Annotated in this window: 11 protein-coding genes and 1 pseudogene; 2 read left to right on the top strand and 10 right to left on the bottom strand. The window is 41.7% G+C overall.

Features of this window, described 5'->3' with window-relative positions:
• Positions 1–61 precede the first annotated feature (61 nt).
• Both IQ276_RS26000 and IQ276_RS25995 read left to right on the top strand, forming a co-directional pair.
• Complete coding sequence (locus tag IQ276_RS26000) at positions 62–2,494, top strand: MASE1 domain-containing protein (protein WP_193912699.1); 2,433 nt, start codon at positions 62–64, stop codon at positions 2,492–2,494.
• A 67-nt stretch (positions 2,495–2,561) separates the two neighbouring features.
• A complete protein-coding gene (locus IQ276_RS25995) occupies positions 2,562–3,815 on the top strand; it encodes a hybrid sensor histidine kinase/response regulator (protein ID WP_193912701.1) in 1,254 nt (417 codons plus the stop codon).
• An 11-nt stretch (positions 3,816–3,826) separates the two neighbouring features.
• Here the strand turns inward: IQ276_RS25995 and IQ276_RS25990 are convergent, their stop codons facing one another.
• From IQ276_RS25990 to IQ276_RS25950, 10 genes and pseudogenes are all read right to left on the bottom strand, one after another.
• Entirely contained in the window at positions 3,827–3,889 is a 63-nt protein-coding gene (locus IQ276_RS25990) for an excalibur calcium-binding domain-containing protein (protein ID WP_235116343.1), read from the bottom strand.
• Between the two features lie 23 nt (positions 3,890–3,912).
• Positions 3,913–4,050 carry a hypothetical protein gene (locus tag IQ276_RS25985; protein ID WP_235115977.1) on the bottom strand — a complete coding sequence of 46 codons (138 nt, stop codon included), beginning with the start codon at positions 4,048–4,050 and terminating at the stop codon, positions 3,913–3,915.
• Between the two features lie 460 nt (positions 4,051–4,510).
• Complete coding sequence (locus IQ276_RS25980) at positions 4,511–6,865, bottom strand: arylsulfatase (protein ID WP_193912703.1); 2,355 nt, start codon at positions 6,863–6,865, stop codon at positions 4,511–4,513.
• Between the two features lie 152 nt (positions 6,866–7,017).
• Positions 7,018–7,104, bottom strand: coding sequence for a sigma-70 factor domain-containing protein (locus tag IQ276_RS41030; RefSeq protein WP_193912717.1), 87 nt, complete (start codon positions 7,102–7,104; stop codon positions 7,018–7,020).
• A 111-nt stretch (positions 7,105–7,215) separates the two neighbouring features.
• Positions 7,216–7,521, bottom strand: a pseudogene (locus IQ276_RS25975) (ATP-binding domain-containing protein); the annotation flags it as partial.
• 7 nt (positions 7,522–7,528) lie between these two features.
• Positions 7,529–9,490 carry a hypothetical protein gene (locus IQ276_RS25970; RefSeq protein WP_193912705.1) on the bottom strand — a complete coding sequence of 654 codons (1,962 nt, stop codon included), beginning with the start codon at positions 9,488–9,490 and terminating at the stop codon, positions 7,529–7,531.
• A gap of 54 nt (positions 9,491–9,544) precedes the next feature.
• On the bottom strand, positions 9,545–12,691 hold the full coding sequence (locus IQ276_RS25965; protein WP_193912707.1) for a DUF6603 domain-containing protein: 3,147 nt from the start codon (positions 12,689–12,691) through the stop codon (positions 9,545–9,547).
• 183 nt (positions 12,692–12,874) lie between these two features.
• Complete coding sequence (locus tag IQ276_RS25960) at positions 12,875–14,428, bottom strand: hypothetical protein (protein WP_193912709.1); 1,554 nt, start codon at positions 14,426–14,428, stop codon at positions 12,875–12,877.
• 90 nt (positions 14,429–14,518) lie between these two features.
• Complete coding sequence (locus IQ276_RS25955; RefSeq protein ID WP_193912711.1) at positions 14,519–15,574, bottom strand: hypothetical protein; 1,056 nt, start codon at positions 15,572–15,574, stop codon at positions 14,519–14,521.
• Between the two features lie 135 nt (positions 15,575–15,709).
• Positions 15,710–19,699, bottom strand: a complete 3,990-nt coding sequence (locus IQ276_RS25950; RefSeq protein WP_193912712.1) for a hypothetical protein — start codon at positions 19,697–19,699, stop codon at positions 15,710–15,712.
• Positions 19,700–20,670: the final 971 nt, after the last annotated feature.

Raw genomic sequence — 20,670 nt, 5'->3', positions numbered from 1 at the left:
ATAAACTGGACAACCTTTATTGAGGGTTACTGACCTTCAGCTATCTGCACGGAGACAAGAAATGCAGCAAACTACGATAAAGCAGCAATTCCTACCCAAGCTGGATCGTCCATTTATAATAGCAGCACTGACCATTCCTATTGTTCACCTCGGACTTGGATACATAGGTTTATCAATGACATTTGTCGGTGGTGCATCAGCATTTTGGCCTTCATTCGGTGTGTTTTTAGCAGGAATGTTATTGGTAGGCTCTCGGGTCTGGCCTATCATATTTTTGAGTGATTTTATTGTTAGTTATATTTTCTTTTTTAAAAACAATCTTTTAATTAGTACTATCATTCCGGCTATCAACTTAATTACTCCTTTCGTAGCAACTTTTTTAATTCATAAGTTTATCAAGCGTCGCCATTTCTTAGAGCGATCGCAAGATATTTTTAAATTTATGGTTCTGACTATACCCAGCCCCCTAATCAGTTCTATTTTGGCTGCACTAACGCTTTGTATTAGTGGTATTGCACCTTGGTCAATATTTAGTAACATTTGTCGAACTTGGCTGACATCAGACAGCACAGGTATTTTAATTGTTACACCTTTAGTGCTGGCATGGTTGCAAAAATCTCCATCGCCGAGAAGCTTCCATCGGCGACAAATTATCGAACTTGCATTCGTCTTATTCTTACTGATGGCGATTGTTCGGGTCGCTTTTTCAGGAGGATACCCAATTGAATACATGATCATTCCGCCGTTAATTTGGACGGCATTTCGATTTGAAGCGCGGATATCGACTCTAGCTGTACTTCTTGTGTCAGCGATCGCGGTTTTTGGTACTGTTAAAGGCTTTGGTTCGTTTGCCAAACAACTCTCACCTAATGAATCGCTCATCTTGTTGCAATCATTCATTTGTGTAATTGCGATCACTACCTTTGTGATCTCTGCGGTAACTAGTGAAAACCAAAGATCGGCAATGATACTGCGGCAAACCAATGATGAACTAGAGCGACGAGTTGAAGAACGAACTGCCCAACTCAACGAAGCAAAAACTGTTGCCGAAGTTGCCAATCAAGCCAAAAGTGAATTTCTCGCCAATATGAGCCACGAATTACGAACTCCACTTAATGGCATCCTCGGTTATACTCAAATTCTACAACGGACTGAAAGCTTGTCAGACAAAGGATACAAAGGAATTGAAATTATCCATCAATGCGGCTTTCATCTATTAACTTTAATTAATGACGTGCTGGATTTGTCTAAAATCGAAGCCCGCAAAATGGAGTTACATCCCATCGATTTCCATTTTCCTTCGTTTCTGGAAGGAGTAGTCGAAATCTGTCGGATTAAAGCCGATCAAAAAGTTATTTCCTTCACCTATCAGCCCGACTCTCAACTCCCGGTTGGTATCCACGCCGATGAAAAAAGACTGCGGCAAGTTCTGATTAATCTTTTGGGTAACGCAGTCAAGTTTACAGATAAAGGAGGGGTGACTTTAAAAGTAAACGTTATTAATCATTCGTCATCTGTCAGTAGTCAAGAAACACAACAAATAACTAATTATAAAATTCGTTTTCAAGTAGAAGATACAGGGGTTGGGATGACATCGATACAATTGCAGAAAATCTTCCTTCCCTTTGAGCAAGCAGGAGACATCAAACGACAATCTGAAGGAACAGGTTTAGGATTAGCTATTAGTCAAAAAATTGTTTACCTCATGGGTAGTACTTTGGAAGTTGAAAGTCAAATTGGCCAAGGTAGTATTTTCTGGTTTGAAGTAGAGTTACCAGAAGCAAAACAATGGGCTGTAAGTTCCAGAGTAATGCAACAAGGAGCTATTACAGGCTATCAAGGTAAAAAACGCAGCATTTTAGTAGTAGATGACAAGTGGGAAAACCGTTCGGTAATCCTTAATTTATTAGAACCGATTGGATTTGAGTTAATAGAAGCTAGTAATGGACAAGAGGGGATTGATCTGGCTGTTACATCTCAACCTGACTTGATCCTCACTGATTTAGTTATGCCTATAATGGATGGCTTTGAGCTGATTCGGTACATCAAGCAATCTGCTCAGTTAAAAAACGTAGCAATCATTGCTTCTTCTGCAAGTGTGTTTGACAGCGATCAAAATCGGAGTTTAGATGTTGGGGCAGATGCTTTCTTATCTAAACCTGTTGTAGCTGAAACTTTGCTGGAATTACTGCAATTAAAATTAAATTTGGTATGGATTTACGCACCAAAATCGGAAGTTGATTTAGAGCGCAACCAAACTCATATTCAGTCAGATTATCAGAATATCTCTTTACCTTCGATTGAGATTTTGACTAGGTTGTATGAGTTAGCAAAAGATGGCAATGTTGATGAAATATTGCATGAAGCCAATAATTTAAAGAGTAATCATCCTGTTTATTTTGATTTTGCTCAACAAGTAATCCAACTTGCCGAGAATTTCCAAATCAGGAAATTGCGAGAGGCATTAAATCAATGGATAGGCCAGTCCAAATAAACTGTAAATAATCCTTCATAAGATTTTTGGTCTTGTTAATTCATTTTATAAAAAACATTTGATAATCATGAAAAACTCTGATTTTGTTTTAATTGTTGATGATAATCCAACTAATTTGTCAGTACTATCACAAGCGCTAAAAAGTGCAGGTTTTACGGTTAGAGTCGCCGAAGATGGAGAAAGTGCGATCGAAATGGTGCAGCATAAACCACCTGCTCTAATTTTGTTAGATGTGCAAATGCCGGGAATAGATGGGTTTGAGACTTGCCAAAAACTTAAAGCCGATCCATTAACGCAAAACATCCCAATTATTTTTATGACAGCGTTGGCTGATACTGGAAATATGGTAAAAGGGTTTTCGTTAGGAGCCGTTGATTACATTCCCAAACCCTTTGAACAAGCAGAAGTGATTGCCAGAGTGCGAATACATTTGCAACTGAAGCAATTGACCGATAATCTTGAACAAATGGTTACAGAGCGAACGACAGCGTTACAAAAGGCACAAATACAACTGGTGCAACAAGAAAAGCTTTCAATGCTTGGTCAATTGGTAGCAGGTGTAGCACATGAAATGAATAATCCCATTAGCTGCATTGTTAGCAATATTCATCCTGCTCAAGAGTATATTGCCGACCTTACTCATGTCCTGCAATTATGTCAGGAAAATTATTCCCAACTACCGCCTGTCATTCAGAATGCGATCGCTCAAATAGATTTAGACTTTCTCTTAGAAGATTTGCCCAAGCTCCTCAATTCCATGCAGGTCAGCACAGAACGAATTAAAGAAATATCCGTGTCGCTGCGAAACTTTGCCCGGACTGACACATCGGTAAAGGTTAAGTTTGATGTTCATGAGGGACTTGACGATACATTATTAATCCTGCGACATCGTTTTAAAGGGTTGGGACAGCGACCTGAAATTAAAATCGTCAGAAAATACGCTTCCTTACCAAAGGTTGAGTGCTATCCAGGACAACTCAATCAAGTGTTCATAAATCTAATAGCTAATGCTGTAGATGCTTTAGAAGATATTTGGCAGCAGGGCAAGCAAGTCAATGATTCCCTAGCAATCAACATCTTTACAGAGATGTCCAGCCCTGGATATGTAACGATTCGGATTGCCGATAATGGCATTGGCATGACAGAGGAGGTGAGGCAACAAATTTTTAATTATCTATTCACAACGAAAACAGTTGGTAAAGGTACTGGACTGGGATTGGCGATCGCTTATCAAATTGTAGTAGAAAAGCATGGTGGAGCAATGGAGGTTAATTCCACACTCAATCAAGGAACTGAATTTGCAATTATGTTGCCTTTGTAGGACTTACATAGTTAACTCTCACAACCCACACCATCCCCATCTCTATCAAACCCGTGCGGGTCTGGTGGAATCACTCGCTTCTCTGCGGTAGGGAATATCAGGGCAATTCAAGCCTGCCGAATTGGGTGGAATGTAAATATCCGGGTAAGACGGGATCGCACTGTTGCACTTGCGGCGATCGCTTCGTTGTAGGCTGAGTATTTTTCTTACCCCGCCGGAAATCCCAAGGCATCACCGGCTGCGATTGATTCTAAAATCCTAACTTCTTACTTTATCCCTAGATTTTTTCTAGCGTGGCAAAACTTACTAGAGAACAGTGGAAATCCTGTAATCTTGACCTTGTAGTGAAATAATGGTGCAAAAACTTGGCATGAAATGGCATCAAGAATACCGTGAATTCTATATCAATACTATAGCCAAATTACGAGGGTTAAATGGCTGAAAGTATTGCTATATAGCCATTTTCAGAGTCTACCGTGTATACACAAGTCGGGTTGAGAATCAAATAGAGGGAAAAGAACGGAAAATTATTTTTAAAATCCTTGATTTTTCCTTCATTCTATATCAATAAGCTGATACTATTGATAATCAGCTTGATCAACTCAAAACCTTGCCTACTAAGGCTTGCATCTTACCAGGCAAGGATTTTAGGACTTGTGTATACACCGTAGCTTCAGAGTGGGGTTATTGACTCTCTACTGTCGTGCCATAATGGTACGCATTTCAGCTTCCTTATCTTGAATCAAATCTCCAGTAACATCCACTATCACACTATAAATCTTGCCCGTAAACTTGAAGGGCGGTTCATAATCGGGTGTTACAGGCGCACCAGGGGCAATTCCACAAGTCACACCACTGGTCAGACCTAGTGCTAAGGGAGTAGTTACAGGGACATCGGCTTGCCCAACCAATTTCCCATCGATATAAAGTTCAGCGCGACCTGGCGTTCCTTTCCCCTTGGCTAAATCTGGTTGACCCGTGACTTTAAACTCAAAGCGCAACTGGTGACGACCTTCCGGCACAGATGACCCAGACTCGACATGATACAGCGATCGCGCTACATAATTATGAACCCAGTGCAGTTTGCCATCTTTGACATAGAAGGAGTAGCCACTATCATTACCTCCGTGAGCCAGTAATACTCCTTCTGCGCCACCTGTGGGAATTTCCACATCAGCCGTAATACTGTGAGAACGATTCAGCAACTTGACAGCACTATTGGCTGGGATTGCCTGAGTATCAGGATAGTAAGTATAGCGGCTACGATTGACGGCAATCTGAGGACGTTCTTCTGCAAATCGTTGTACGCCTCTGCCATCCACAGGCAATACATTGTATTTACCCGCTTCTACGTACCAAGTGGCAATCATTTCAATTAATTTAGGGCGATTATCAGCTGCAATATTATGATTTTCCGAAAAATCTGAGGCGACGTGATACAGTTCCCAATGATGGGTATCCAAATCCGTCAGAGTTTGGGCCGAAATGGCCGCACCAAAAAACTGACCTACTTCTGCAAATGAGGGGCCAGGCCAAGGACAAACCGCCCGCCAACCATCATAGTAAAGAGAACGATGTCCCATCATCTCGAAATATTGGGTCAGGTGCTTAGTAGGTACGGTACTATGATTAAAAGTATGGGCAAAACTGACACCTTCAATGGCAGATTGAGTAACACCCTTAATCGTTGTTGGTGGTTCAATTTCCAGTAATTCCAGCACAGTCGGCACTAGGTCAATAGCATGAGCGTACTGAGTACGGATTTCACCTTTTGCCTCAATGCCTTGATTCCAATGGACTATCAAGGGATCGCTGATTCCACCCCGATAAGTTTCCCGTTTCCAACGACGGAAAGGCGTATTACCTGCCCAAGTCCAACCCCAAGCATAATGGTTGAAAGTTTCTGGACTACCTAGCTTATCTAGTGCCTTGAGATTTTCCTCTAGGGATTCTGGCACATTGTTAAAAAACAGGTTCTCATTAACTGAACCAGTTGGCCCCCCTTCAGAACTGGCCCCATTGTCCGAGATGACTATAATTACAGTATTCTCGAACTCGCCGATCGCTTTGAGGAAGTCGAGTAAGCGACCGATATGGTGGTCAGTGTGGGTTAAAAAGCCAGCATATACTTCCATCATCCGGGCATAAAGCCGTTTTTCTGCGGCTGAGAGGGAATCCCAGTGCGGGACATCGGGATCATGGCGGGAGAGTTCGGCATCGGTGGGGACGATACTCATTTCCTGCTGATGGGCAAAAACCTTTTCCCTGTAAGCTTCCCAGCCATCATCAAACTGTCCGGCGTAGGCATCAGCCCATTCTTTCGGCACATGATGGGGGGCGTGCATCGCACCAGGACAGAAATACATGAAAAAGGGTTTATTGGGGGCAACCTGCTTGGCATCAGCAATAAAGCTAATTGCCTTGTCTGCCAAGTCTGCGGTCAAATGGTAGCCTTCTGCGGGGGTCTTTTCTGGCTTAACGGTGTGGTTGTCATAAACCAAATCTGGATAATACTGGTGGGTTTCTCCGCCTAGAAAACCATAAAAACGTTCAAAACCGCGACCAAGAGGCCAGCGATCATAGGGACCGGCCGCAGATATCTGGTCTGCGGGCGTTAAATGCCATTTCCCGATCGCATAAGTGTTATAACCCTTCTGTAATAATATCTCCGAGAGAAACCCATTCTCAAAAGGAATATTCCCATTACCACCGGGATAACCCGTAGAACCTTCTGTAATGCAGGACATGGCATTAGAATGGTGATTGCGCCCAGTCAGAAGACAAGAACGGGTGGGTGAACACAACGCCGTTGTATGTAAATTGTTGTAGCGTAAGCCATTGGCGGCTAGTGCGTCTAGGTTGGGTGTTTTGATGGGACTTCCGTAACATCCAAATTGCCCAAAGCCTGTATCATCGAAAACGATAAATAGGACGTTTGGTGTTCCTTCTTTAGATCGCAACGGTTCTGGCCAAGCTGGACTGGATTTATCAACTGTTCGACCGATGACACCGGGGAAAGTATTTCCGGGTTTGTATTCACGCAGAGACATAAATCTGACCTCTTGAGAATATGTAATTTTTAACAAAAACCCCGAAATTCTATATCCTCTTTAGGACTGGTTAATTTATAAATTCATTGCCCGAATTACCACACCAAGAAAATTCAGGACTTACGCAACTGGCACAAAATATGGTCAGTGTTTTACCCTGCCACGGAGTAATTTAAATTGTCTTCTTCTGGTTTTAATAAAGGATACTGACCAATTTCTTGCAAATAGATGCGAACCATGTCGGAACTCAGGCTGGATATACAAACTTTTCGGCTTTTTTAAACCAGGGGACTTAAAAGTATAAATCAAATAGCTCAATAAAGTTTTCTATTTTGAAGAACCAAAACATATCACCAATGCAGCCCTGCCTGAAGTAACCTCTGCTGTAACCGTGTGTAGCGCTTTTGGTTATCGGTAGAGCGCACGGCTAGAGAGATCGCTTTTTTTGCGCCAACAACGAGCGCCAGGTTCTTGGCACGAGTTAACCCAGTGTAAAACAGGTTTCGGGTCAACATCATATAATGCTGCATATAGATTGGTAGAATAACCACCGGATATTCTGAACCCTGGCTTTTATGTATAGTAACGCTCCAGGCTAAAGTAATTTCATTCAGGTCAGCATAGTCGTAAATTACAGTATGCTCTCCATACTGCACAATTTTTTTATGAATTCGTCGAGATAAACCTGACTTTTTGCACTCCCTTAATCATCTGGAAGCCAAATTGGGCTGAAGTGAAGGGGTCATCGGGTGGTTGGTTCAATGACTTTTTCATTTCCTCAACCATTGCAGAGATGTTGATAATTCCTTTTGCTTGATCGCCGCGCCAAGGAATATTTCCGATTTTTAAATCTCCCCCGCCATTGCGATCGCGTAAATTTTTGGTAAATATGCCAGACTCATTACCTGCATCTAAACCAAAGTGCATTCCTTCAGGTTTTTGATGAATATCCACTGTTTTGATTTCTCCTTTGAACAGACAAATCAACACATCGGGGGCTAATCTTTCCATCCGCAAACCCTTTAGGAGCTTTGCTTCATCTGGTGCAACGAATTCTGAATCCTCAATCATAGTATCGTAAGCTTCAATCAGCAGATCCGGCCAGCCAGAAACGACTTGCGATCGCAAAATACATCCGGTAATGGTTCTATCGCCTGACAGCAGGGTCTTGCGGGCTGGCATTTTTTGATCATCCTTAGCGTCAACAGGAGTCACCCGTCCGACGCTAAATGCTCCATCTTGCAAGCAGTCTACCCATACTGAATCAACCCAAAAGAAACGAATAGATTCGGGTGGGAGGAGCCGTTCGTCAGGAATTAAATAGTTAAAGGGAATTCCCTGCAAGATTTCTAGACTATAAAACCATTGGGCGATCGCTTCAGGAGCTTCAGGAATAGTAATCTCTTGTGCTTGAAACTTGCTATAATTCCGTAAAAGCGGATTAATTACTTGTTGCTCTAATTGCTTGAGGTTTTGGGCATTTTCCCGTTTCCAGTTGAATAGGTCAATGGCCAAATGCTGATTTTGTAATGTTAGCATTCGTCCCAATTGCCAAGCTGCGGCATAAGAAGTATCAAATAATCCTGTATCGGAATCGTAGCGCAACAATTCGTCCGCAGCTCGCACAGGTAAGTCAAAGGTGTCTGGTTGAGATCCAGAAATTAACGGGCCTCGATACCAAGAAACAGTTTTACTGCCTTCGCGCAAGGCATGAGGAAGAGGAACATAACTTTGAGCCAAAAACTTTTCTGCTGTCAGATCGTTGTTGATTGGTAAGCGAGGGGAACTAGGTTCACCATTGAGATTTCTCAACAACTCAGTAAAGCTTTGTTCAGGATCAATGCAACCAAAACTCCAACTAGCTAGTGTCACCAAGCGGATTAAATCCTCATCTCCTGCACCATCGAAATTAAAACTACCCTGATCTCCATCTGTATAACGACCTTCAACAGAAACCAAATACACTTTACTCATACCACTAGGTTCAGGAAGGCGATCGCCCAAAATCGTTGCTAGTTGTTCACCGTTGCCATTCGCATATTTAGGTTGGCGGGTATGAGCGAGCAAAGCAAGGTCTTTTTTAGTGGGAAGTAAAGGCTCTAAGTATTTCTTTTTGACATCAATAATATTGACTAACTGTTGTTCGTGCTGTCCACGTTCCAGGGAAATTCGGGGAAATTTGGCAGTAGAAGTTTTTAATAACTCTTCCAGGGTAATACTTTGCAGTTGCGGTTGTTCTGATTCATCAGCAAAATCTGATTCTCGAAACAGCAGTAATATCAGCCAAGTGAGGTTTTCATCTATGGTTCCGGGAAAGCGTTGCCAAGGCAGGGTACTACTCTCGAAGGTGATATGCGGTAGGACGTTAGAATGCTCTCCAATTGTGTCGGCTGGAGGGAAAACAGCATGAATGTCTGTTGGTGATAGAGGGCCAAAACGTTCTCCTGAAATCACAAAAGTAATCTCACGGGAGAAAGTTTGTTTTGTAATTTTTTCATCAGCTTCGATAGTTTGTTCAACTTTCAGGTGATATTCACCACTCTCCATAAATGGTTGGTGGTATTCGATAAACTCTACCTTTCCTTGTGGAGCATTCCTTCCTAGTCGGCGACTACTTGTAACCATGATTGATATTTACTTGGATTTACTTAGATTTTTTATCTCAATGAAAACTAAAAATTACTTAACTAGGGGAGCAAAGACAAAAGCATCAGCGATCGCCGCATCAACCCTTACCATTTCTAGATCAAAGCCTAATGCTTCTAAAATCAGGTTGCGGTTGGTATTATTGGCAACCGTAGCTCGAATTTTGTTTCTGCGTTCTGCATCATTATCCCCACTTTCCCCAAAAGCAGGAAGTTTTTCCCACAAATAACTCGGCTCAAATTTTGTTGTTTCATACTGAAGCTTGGCAATTTCAATATCCTGAGTGCTAACAGGGTCAGACTTTTCTGCGGGAAAAATCTGGAAACCAAATAAAACATCTTCCACAAATTGCTGCCCATTCACTTCAGGAAGCTTGAGACGACCTTGAGCATTGAGGTTAGGTTCTCCCCACATTGCTGTCGGTGCTTTTTTCGCCACAGGTTCACAAGTGAAATTGTTATCACACGGAGACCAATTTCCAGAGGCATTTTTTTCTATTTGGACGTGGTGTTTTGTTTCTAATAAGTCAGACTTAATTCCCATTGAGTTAATGCCAAAAGCAGGACTAGTGGCTTTATCGTCTGCTCTAACAAACACTTTCTGGGAAGGAATAAAGGCATCTGTAACTAAACCAAACCGGGTAGGATTGAGTATCCAAATTTCTTCATCCCCTTCTTGGAATTGTTTGATCAAACCTTCGGTAGCAGTAATACTGCACATTTCCTCATCGGGGGGTAAGAACGATTCACGAAATTCATCCCAATCAATGGGTAGAGGAGCGCGGGAACTTTGGTCACCAAATTTAACCTGAACGGAAAACAGCACCAAATCAATTTTAAAAGTTCCACCAAATTCCGGCCCCCAAAAATGGACTTGTACGCCCAAATTTCCAGAGACAAAGGAAATTTTCGCCCTCATGCTCACATAAGCTTTAATATCGTAATAATAAGGTTTCCAGCAGATTAAAAAGTCAGCCCCCACAGTAAAAGAAGCTGATGCCCAACCATCATCATAGCTCAAGGCTAATAGTCCCCCAGCCATCAGTGCATGGGAACAAAGGGCAAAGTAAGATTGGCCAGTAATAAAGGTATTCTTGTCAATCTGCCATTCATAACCCAGGCGTGGCACTTGAGGATAGTGAGGGGGAATATCAAAATCAGGATGGTAGCCTCCTAAAGTAATTACGAAGTCGCCAGCGTGTTTTCCTGCGAACCAGAAGAAGAAAGCAAAACCCCCAGTTAAGTGACATTCAGTTGAGAAGATATAAGAGGCGGCAGTCAGTTGAGATTGAACAGCAATCAGACCATCCTGAAGAGCAAACTGCGCTCTCAAAATCATCTCCGCTTGGGCAATTGGGGCTAATTTTGGCACTTTAGGAGGAACGACTAATCGAGAATTACCGATTAAATTTAACTCAAACTTATGTTCGTTAATAGCAGCAGTTAATAGAGCAAAACTGTCAACCAACTTAAAGGAGGTAAATTTCATCCCAGCGGCAAAGAATCCTGAACCCAAAGAAGGCTGGATATACTCATCAAGTAGTTCCAATTGTTCGTTAATACAACTAGAAGGGTTATCAAAATCTATCGCACCAACTCCGTTGACTGCCTGATAAACTAACGGAAAAGTTGGCAGTTCCTCTAATTCAGGAATAGTTAAAGAACGGCTGTAGCCAAAACCGCCTGATAATCCAGTGACAAAGAAGAAAGGCGCTCCACCCAAGGGATAACTCACTGCTAGATAGAGGAATAAAGCCGGTTCTCCTTTGAAGTCAGCAAAGGAACCAAGGGTAGAAAAAGATAAACCCATCTTTTGGATTTTAATTCCCAAAGAAGCTATACCTAAATATTCGTCATAGTCTTCTTTCTCAAGTCGGGCAAAAGCACCACTAATTTGTAAGGTTTTGCTTCTCAGCTGCAAGCCAAAGCCTTCAAGTTTAAAATCGCAGTCAAAATTACATAGATCAGCCCTAACCGAAAGACCGATGAGAGAAAGAACAAACCGAGATATTTGCAGGGATGTTTGTATAACTAATCGAATTCCTCCTTTTAGATAAAGCAGCCCGATTTTCCCTATGTAGATTGGCCCGAAAGACTTCTGCACTGTAAACCAAGCACTGTTGCCAGTTATAGTAATTAGAGTTTCTATGTCATTAGTGTTTTCAGTAATTGTTATTATTTCTCCTGTCCCACCAGTACGATGCTTGACTACTAAGGGGATAAACCAGCTTTGTTTGTATATCCCGATTAATTCTAGTTTGGCGGCGATGCTTGCACCCTTGGTTAGCTGTTGGCAGGTACTGGGCGATTGAATCTCTACAGGTGATTTTAATTCTGACAGTAATTCATTGATTGTTGTTAGTTCTTTTTCGTCAAAAATTTTCGTACTAACAAGCAGTCGAATTTCCAGGTAGTTACTGTTTGGATCAAAAGGAATTTGATCACCAATTAAAGGCAGTTCGGATAAGTCAATATTAAGATTCAATTCAGTTTTAAAGCCAAGCCCTAAAAGGAATTTTCTGGCAGTTTTCGTGCCAGATTTTGTCATCACGATGATGGCATTATAATTGCTGCCGATTGTTATTTCTTCGGGAATAATGTTTTCTAAGCCAGGTAAAGCTCCTTCAAAAAGTTTTAGTGAAATAGTTTCTGTGATGGCAGTAGTCGCTACTAAAATACTTGATGTTTTTGTACCAGTTAGGTCTTTCTGAAACTGAAGTTCAAAAGAGAGAGTTTTATCTTCTTTGAGAGGATAGATTAGTTCACCAGTATATGTTGGTGTGTTCTCGGTGATTTCAACAGTAAGAGTAGCTTCTAGATATTTGTCTAAGTTCTCCTCTTCTTCTTCTTCAGCAAGAATAAATTTGAGCTTGCACTCAAGTTTATAGCCACCATTATCTTGCGTGTACTCAGCAGATATCAGGGGACAATCCTTGAGAAAATCTGGAATTGGCTCAATTCCAAAACCAATCTCATCTTTTAAAAAGTCACTGACTTTTTGAAGGTCATTATATATATCTACATCAATAGTGGTCATTGTTTTTGCACTCACAAAAATATTGTAGTTTTCTCGGAAGTTGTAGAAGCGATCGCTCTTTTGCTGTACAAGTGTAGGCTGGTTATTGCCCAATTGAGATTTCAGCTTGTTTTGAGTGAATGCGATCGCTCTTTTGCTGTACAAGTGTAGGCTGGTTATTGCCCAGTTGATATTTCAGCTTGTTTTGAGTGAATGCGATCGCATCTCCTAAAGATGAATTAGCACAAGGGCGATCGCTTTCTCCTCAGAACGATTAGTTTAGATTAATTCCATGCGTCATAAAATTCTCTATGTTATGCCTTTGGCTTTCTTGGATTTCAGTTTGCTTTACTCGAAAAATTCATTTCTAATAAATAGAACCTTTACTCTGGTGCATTCTAGGATATTGTTGTATTCTGACGTAATTATCTTCCACTTCTTATCTTGCTCTGAAGCGTTAACCTGCCTAGTAAAGATAATTCTAGATCCTGCAATAAAAGCACCCCACTCTTCTGGACTCTGCTCTAGAGAAAATAATATGTCCGGCTCCAAATATAAGTATTCCTCTGATTTCATGGCCGGACTACCGTTAATTTTTATGCTTCCCTGTATATCCAACTTACCTTTTGGCTCGGTAGTTCCAATGCCCAAATTGCCATCTTGAATAACTACTTGGTTAGCTGTACCATTGCCACTCAAAAATGTAGTTCCTGTTCCATCAATCTGTAGTTTTGCTGTAGGAGTTGTTGTCCCAATTCCTAAATTGCCATCTTGAATAATTACCTGGTTAGTTGCACCATTGCCACTCAAAAATGTATTTCCTGTTCCATTAATCTGTAGTTTTGCTGTAGGAGTTGTTGTGCCGATACCCACGTTTTTATCAGGATATACCAAAGGTGTTTTCTCAATTTGGCAAATAAACTCGCTATCCCGATATCCTGGCACGTATTGAGAACGTAAATACAAGTTAGTCATCCCTGTTGGATAATCCGTGACAATTTGACTCAACTTGATGATCATAGTATCTTGAGACTTTAACTCCACGCCAGGGTCTGATTTGGGGGTAAACGTCCACTCCAGCATTCTGCCTTTTTCTTCTATCTTTTTAAAGCCCCATTTATCTCCATCAATTGACACCACTACACCATTAAGTAGGTCTTTTGTCCCCAGTGCCCAAGGAAATGTATTTGCATCTCCTACTTCGAGGGCAACTACCAGTTGGGATCTGTTAGCTATAAAGTTGATAGGTGATTTGGACATATTCGTGATTCGCAGTCTCAACTCACTCTCTTGGTTATTTGTGTTGAGAACACGATTAGAACTAAAAAATCCTACATAGAGAGGAATAGCTAGTCCTTGTTGTTGAATCATATCTAAAGTCTCGGTAAAACTTTTTTCATAAGGATCGGTTTCACCTGGTGCTGTCGGGGTAACGTCAATAATGGTGATCCCATTGCGTTTAAACTCCCACGATAAAGTAACGTTTGTTGTGGTTGTGTTCTGCTGCGTTGGTTCTAGAGTTGCCATGACACCATTGAGCATCAGTTCGATGGAATTATTCTCATCGAGAGTAACTTCCTCTTTTTTCCAAAGAAGATAGAAAATTGTATCTTTTTCTAGGTGGAGATCCCAGTCATCACTATCAACGGTAATCTGTTCTGGTTGGAGCAATTTTGCGGTATCAAACTGCAATTTAAAGTGGTAATCACTGGAGCTTGCTTTAGTTGCATTTGGGAGCGGACAGATAAGGATTTTTTTAGCTTCTTGAATGCCAATTCGGAGATGAAGAGGACTGGCTGTAGTGGGATCTCCTCCTACTAGTAAAGCTTTTTCTATGATTTCTCCTGTGTCAAATTCGTAGTAGAAAAGAAAGTTAAAGGGTTGTTTTTTGGTTGCTGTCATCGGGTTTTATCTCTTAATTTTGGGATGGCGTTGCTCTGCTTGCAATCTTGGCAATTTTGAATGAGCGAATGCGTGAATTTTGAATTGCTATCACTTTTCCTCTTCCTCTGCTGGTTTATACTGGACCTCGAAAAATTCTTTTCTAATAAATAGAACCTTTACTAAGTTTGTTGTATTATCGTGCGCTCTCGTATCTATTTCCCATTTATTTGTATTATATTTATCTGATACCTCAAGATTTTTAGTAAGGTAAATTCTAGATCCTGCAATAAAAGCACCCCACTCTTCCGTATTTTGTTCTGTAAAAATAAAACTCTCTTCATCCAGAGAGGAGTATTCCTTTGATTCCATAGCTGGCTCACCGTTAATTTTTATGCTTCCTTGCATATCCAACTTACCTTTTGGCTCGGTAGTTCCAATGCCCAAATTGCCATCTTGAATAACTACTTGGTTAGCTGTACCATTGCCACTCAAAAATGTATTTCCTGTTCCATCAATCTGTAGTTTTACTGTAGGAGTTTTTGTCCCAATTCCTAAATTGCCATCTTGAATAATTACTTGGTTAGTTGGGCCATTGCTACTTAAAAATGTAGTTTCTTTCCCATTAACCTGTAGTTTTGCTGTAGGAGTTGTTGTGCCGATACCCACGTTTTTATCAGGATATACCAAAGGTGCTTTCTCAATTTGGCAAATAAATTCGCTATCCCGATATCCTGGCACGCATTGAGAACGTAAATACAAGTTAGCCATCCCTGTTGGGTGAGCCGTGGCAATTTGACTCAGCTTGATGACCACAGTATCTTGAGAATCTAACACCACATCGGCTGATTTGGGGGTAAGCGTCCACTTCAGCATTCTGCATTTTTCTTCTTCTACTTTTTCAGACTGCCATTTATCTCCATCAATTGACACCACTACTTTATTAACTTGGTCTTCTGTCCCCAGCGCCCAAGGAAATGTATTTGCATCTCCTACTTCGAGGGCAACTACCAGTTGGGATCTGTTAGCTATAAAGTTGATAGGTGATTTGGACATATTCGTGATTCGCAGTCTCAACTCACTCTCTTGGTTATCTGTGTTGAGAACACGATTAGAACTGAAAAATCCTACATAGAGAGGAATAGCTAGTCCTTGTTGTTGAATCATCTCTAAAGTCTCCGTAAAACTTGTTTCATGGGGTAGCGAGATTTTATCGCTAGATAAAAGCGGGGTGGGGTTCGGACAAAATCTAGGATGGTGTGGTGCTAAGAGAGCGGCATAACTGCGAATTGCTTCCTTTTTTTACTCTTCTCCTTCCTCTGCTGGTGTCAGCTGTAACCATCCTTCATAAAGTTCTTGGGGTGCAGCAAAGGTGGCGTTGAAATTAACAGGTTCAATGTCACTTGTTAACCAACCGCTACTGTTACGAGATAACCAAGACCAAGCATATTGAGGAATTTCTGGCAAGGGGATGATAATTTCTCCTTGATTCGATAAAACAGGTGTTGAGAGAAAATGAACCTCGATCGCCTTTAATGCTTCGTCATAATTCTCTGGGGATAAGCGCAATTCTCGATTAGGCAAAATCCCAGACTTAGCATGAATTGTGCCTCGCGGATCAATTAACATGGTGACGAATTGGGGCGGTGCGTCTACCGTTTGTTCAAAAACTATACCTTCCGCTTCAGTTTTAATTAAGTTATTATTAACTGAATTGCTTTGCGGAGCATAGAAAATATTGTCCTCATACACGTAACTTTCTCCTTGGTGAACTTCTCGCCAGTAACCAACTAATCCATCGTTGAATTGTTGGTAATCTCCTAAGTGAATGGGGAATTTGACGGCATCAAAGCCGCGAGTTGTGGGGTAGTTTGAGTCAGTGATGCTGAGGCTGGGATCAACAGTGGGCAGCCCTTGGACTTCTAAATTAAAGGTGGCTCGGACAACAGCTATTGGTCGTCCTATCAACAAAGCCAAACTGGGATGCTCGGCAAAGTTTTCCGGGGCAATATTATCTAAAGAATTAATTAAGGTAGAGATGAATTTTTGCTGAAAATCCCTTCCGTGGTTGAGTAAATAATCGACTACTTTATTTAAGTGCAGGTTGGCGGAATAGCCTGGTGGATTGAAGGATGTAGTTTTACCAGGTGTAGGCCGCCAAGTTCCAGCTCGATCAATTAATCCTAGTGCTTGACCGTGAGTGTCATAAAATTCCAGGTTGCTGTCAAGATTGTTGGGTACAATCCAACCACAGACTGGGGTAATGGCTGGTGCTGCGGTTAACTGTTCTTCCTTTTGGCTATCTGCTACTATCCAGTGGAAGTTCAGACGGGCGGGTTGTGCCAAACGGGGCGGTAATAATACCTGATAGTTGGGATTGGGTGGTGTCATCTGGATTGTGGTGACTACATCGGTGTTCATTCCCGATTCCACGACTTTTTTAAATTGCCCAAAAGTATCTACCAACCACAGGGTTGTGATTTTCAGCGCCCCACTGCGGATGGGATTGAATATGTCTAGTTTGAGAATTTCGTATTGTAGGGTATAGCCCAACGTCCAGCGCACTTGCTCGTGGAAGAATTTGATGTCCTTCACGTCCTGGTTTTTTCCCAGGAGGGGGTCATCTATCTCTAAGTATAAAGTCGGTCGGTAAAGTAACAGGGTATCGTTAAATCCAGCGATCGCCTGAGCTTGTCCTTCTAGAGTCTGCATCTGTTCATAAGCCCACAGTGTCACCCAAATCGGGTCTTGAGCTTTTTGTATCTCTGTTTTGTCTATTGAGTTTCGATACCAAGAAGCGATCGCCTGAAAATTTTCACTGAGGTAATCTTCTGTTTGCTGTTCTTCAGGAATGTTATTGGCACTGTAATACTGGGGCAGTAATTCTTCATTGAGATAACCTATCAGTCGTTCTTCTAGTATGAAATTTGCCGCCGGTGTCAAAATGCTCAAGCCTTGATAGGTATTGGCAGTCTTCACAAAGCTGCTTTCACTACCTGTTTTCAGAGTGAGGTCAATGGCGTTACGTTCTAGCTGGTAATTGTCGAGGATGATTTCAGGATTATAGTTAGGATTTGGGTGGTCGGGACGGCAAGGGAACGCTTGCACTGCCCACTGCATTAAAAAGGGAATCCAAGGTTGTTGTCTCCAGTGATTAAACCCAATGTCTTCTTCACCAGGTTGGGGTGCTAAATTATTGATTTGGTTCTGAATGCTGGTAATAGTTGGCTCTGGCAAGGTTTGTAAATCCAGAGTGGCATTCCATTGGTGACATTGTAAAAATTCACCACTCTGCAAGCGTTTATGCCCTGTCGAAGCGGCCGCTTCCCCTGCTAAGAAAAGGACTGGATCGTTTGCTTGCCAATAATGTGCCGCAGGAACTTGTTTGAGGGTGTATTGGGTTTCGGCTGTACGGTTGTAGGTTGCGATCGCTCCAATTAACTCATTAATTTTAGTTGCTAGTTCGTAAGCGAGTTGAGGTTTTTCAGAAACAGGAATGTATGTCGGAGGAATGTAAATATTTAAAACGCTATTTTCTACTTTGACAGTGTAGGTTTGCCCTTGGTCGTTGATTCGCCATTCCTGTCCTGGTGTTACTTGTGTAATGTTTAGCGGTATACTCTCACTCTCATTCTCAGGAACAGGCGGTTCGGGGAGAAGTTTAACATTACATTTTTCAAACTCAACTTGTAAATATTCATACCATTCTTTACGAGTAACATGCCCTGCAACCGCTCGGTTTAACAAATCGACACAGCCTTCTAAATAAGTAAATGACGAGTAAATGCTAAAGCATAAAGTCGCCGCCGTTACTCTGAAATTATCCGAATCATCTCTTTCAATTTCTAACCTTCCTGTCTGACCAAGGGCAGTCCGCAAGGGATTGAGCAACTTAGATTCTGTGGCATCAAGAATAGGCATACTATCGCTAGCTTTACTATGATACTTTTCTATGAACTCATACCAGTGGGTATATAACTGCTGGCCTTGAGACTCGATGTTCACCAGTGCTTGATTGTATTCTTCTTGCAGACGATTGACTTTATTGAGTTGACGGCCAAGGTCTAATGGTAGGCTGAACCGACTTTGAACTTGAGATTTGGAATTGGGGATTGAGAAAATTCCCCTATAGGTTTGAGCGTCTGAGACTTTGGGTGCGATCGACCAGAGAATGCCTGCACTTTGCGTCCCAAAACCCTGCTCGTGACGAGCTTCCTGTAATTTAGCATCAAGGTCGAGTTGGCCGGACTCCAAGCGTTCTGACAGTTGGAGAGCTTCTAGCTGTTCTTGTACGAATTGACGAATTTCTGGGTTGGTTTGGTTGTTGTAGTCGTGAGCTAAATAGGCTGAAAGGGCTTCTGGTGCTGAATTACCCACAGCAATGGTTGGTTGGGACAAACTGTTGATGCGATCGCTTGCAGATAAGACTTGCCCTGTAGACCCAAAGGTAACTCTTGAATGGTAAAGTGTGCGTTGGGGAATCTCCCCGTCAAGCTCAAATGTCCAACGCAATTCCTCTTGTATGAGTTCTAATAATTCCTCAGATTTTTTCCCCTGATTGTTTTGCAATAGAGTCTTTAATATGTCCTGTTGCTCGTCACCATACCAGCCAATGACATCGTACTGTAACCCCGATGAAGGATTGGTTGTAGGGTAATCCCGGTCATGAAAGCCGAAAACACTCTGACAGTTAGGATAAAAAGCTGCAAAGGTGGCTTGTACATAGTCAAACAGAGGAACTTCTGCTTGTGTACCAATGGCAGTCAAGGTTGCTGTATATTCGCGATCTAAATTACTCTGTTGTCGCCAATCTGACAGTTCTAGAGTCCGTCCCATAAAGCGATAGCGCTGATATTGGTCGGTTTTGGGAGTGGGGCGCTGAACTAAGATATTAATAGTATCAGCAGGTTCTTCACCTGACCCTAATTTTTCAGGGTAAAGATAGTCACTTTCAATTATCCATTGCTTAGTTCCTTGATCGCCTCCTTGACGCAGAATCAGCCAGCGATTGGGTACGATAGGAAATTTTGTGCCAGTGGCACTATGTTCACCTCTTGTTAGGGCATCGGGTAAAAACCAGTGTAAATGAATACCAGCTTTCAGGGTTGTTTTCCCTGCATCAAACAGAGGTGTAAGAATTTGTTTGCTGATATTGGGAGTACCAGTCTGATGGGGTTCCCCATCATATATAAAAGGTAATCGTTTAAAGTCGGCAAATGCACTCACGGCTTCGCCGGGGTCTGCTAGGCATAAAGCATTGACATGGATGGGTACGAGTAAGATGTTGCTCATATTTAAAAACCTTTTTGGTTGGTTCGGGTAGTTGTGAATTAATTAACCAAGTCTGGGCTAGCTGATTTGGTTATAGTCTGGGAAGCAATGCTAACTCCTGATATTTATCAAACAGAATTCACTCCGTTAGGAGCCAGAATACAGGAGCGAATTCTGTGTGACTGGTGAGGCAGTTGCATTTCTTAAGGTTTCCGTCGATTGCAAACTGCCGAACCCGTAGGGCGGATGAATAAGTGGGTTTAAGACTCCCTCCAAATTGTAGATTTGGTGGTGCTTCTAGGTCGCGGGTCACCAATCCCCGATGAAGAGTGATTCGGACGGAGTGAATTCTTCTTCAATACCAATTAGTCTGTTTCTTCACCTCTATATTTATTGTCTTGTGGTTATCTTTTTCGAGATTTTGATGAGCAATCTTTGGCTGTATAGATGGTTTTTATTCGGTTCCAAATCTCAGTACAGTCAGCATCAAACAAAGCCGAAGCTACCAGTTGTAGGGTAGAAAATAACTAACTTTAGCCACGGATAAAAAATAAATATTTGTTTCCAACGAGATCGCCTCAAAAACAAAATCTCCTTGGAGGGAAACCCATGCTTTCAAGGATGGAATTTCTCTAAACCTTTTTTTATTTGCCTGTGAACAGTATTAGGACTTACGCATCGTACATAAGTACTATACAGGATTTGATTATTTCAGCCATTTTTAGCACAAGCGCGATCGCAAATAGACGAATAAATCAGGGTTATGCAAAGTGCTTGAAACGACCAAATATCTTAATACACATTATGATTCATTTGTACAGTGCGTAAGTTCTAAGTATGATATTTTTTGATCTTTCACTCCTTAATTTTGTTATTAACCCACTATGCAGATTGAGCAAAGTTACACAACACCCGACTATAAATTAGTCAATTGCAAGTTAACTGCCTATTATTGATTACTTATTTGCTTGATAATCAAGTATCTTTGCATA

Origin of the sequence: Desmonostoc muscorum LEGE 12446 (assembly GCF_015207005.2) — a bacterium.
Lineage (GTDB): Bacteria > Cyanobacteriota > Cyanobacteriia > Cyanobacteriales > Nostocaceae > Nostoc > Nostoc muscorum.
The sequence above is the reverse complement of the archived record's forward strand: the minus strand, read 5'-3'. Positions and strand labels throughout refer to the sequence as shown.

What these genes read in the sequence shown, in the direction of transcription:
- IQ276_RS26000 (WP_193912699.1), top strand. Translation starts at nt 62, where the DNA reads ATGCAGCAAACTACGATAAAGCAGCAATTCCTACCCAAGCTGGATCGT.
- IQ276_RS25995 (WP_193912701.1), top strand. Translation starts at nt 2,562, where the DNA reads ATGAAAAACTCTGATTTTGTTTTAATTGTTGATGATAATCCAACTAAT.
- IQ276_RS25980 (WP_193912703.1), bottom strand. Translation starts at nt 6,865, where the DNA reads ATGTCTCTGCGTGAATACAAACCCGGAAATACTTTCCCCGGTGTCATC.
- IQ276_RS41030 (WP_193912717.1), bottom strand. Translation starts at nt 7,104, where the DNA reads ATGGTTCGCATCTATTTGCAAGAAATTGGTCAGTATCCTTTATTAAAA.
- IQ276_RS25970 (WP_193912705.1), bottom strand. Translation starts at nt 9,490, where the DNA reads ATGGTTACAAGTAGTCGCCGACTAGGAAGGAATGCTCCACAAGGAAAG.
- IQ276_RS25960 (WP_193912709.1), bottom strand. Translation starts at nt 14,428, where the DNA reads ATGACAGCAACCAAAAAACAACCCTTTAACTTTCTTTTCTACTACGAA.
- IQ276_RS25955 (WP_193912711.1), bottom strand. Translation starts at nt 15,574, where the DNA reads ATGATTCAACAACAAGGACTAGCTATTCCTCTCTATGTAGGATTTTTC.
- IQ276_RS25950 (WP_193912712.1), bottom strand. Translation starts at nt 19,699, where the DNA reads ATGAGCAACATCTTACTCGTACCCATCCATGTCAATGCTTTATGCCTA.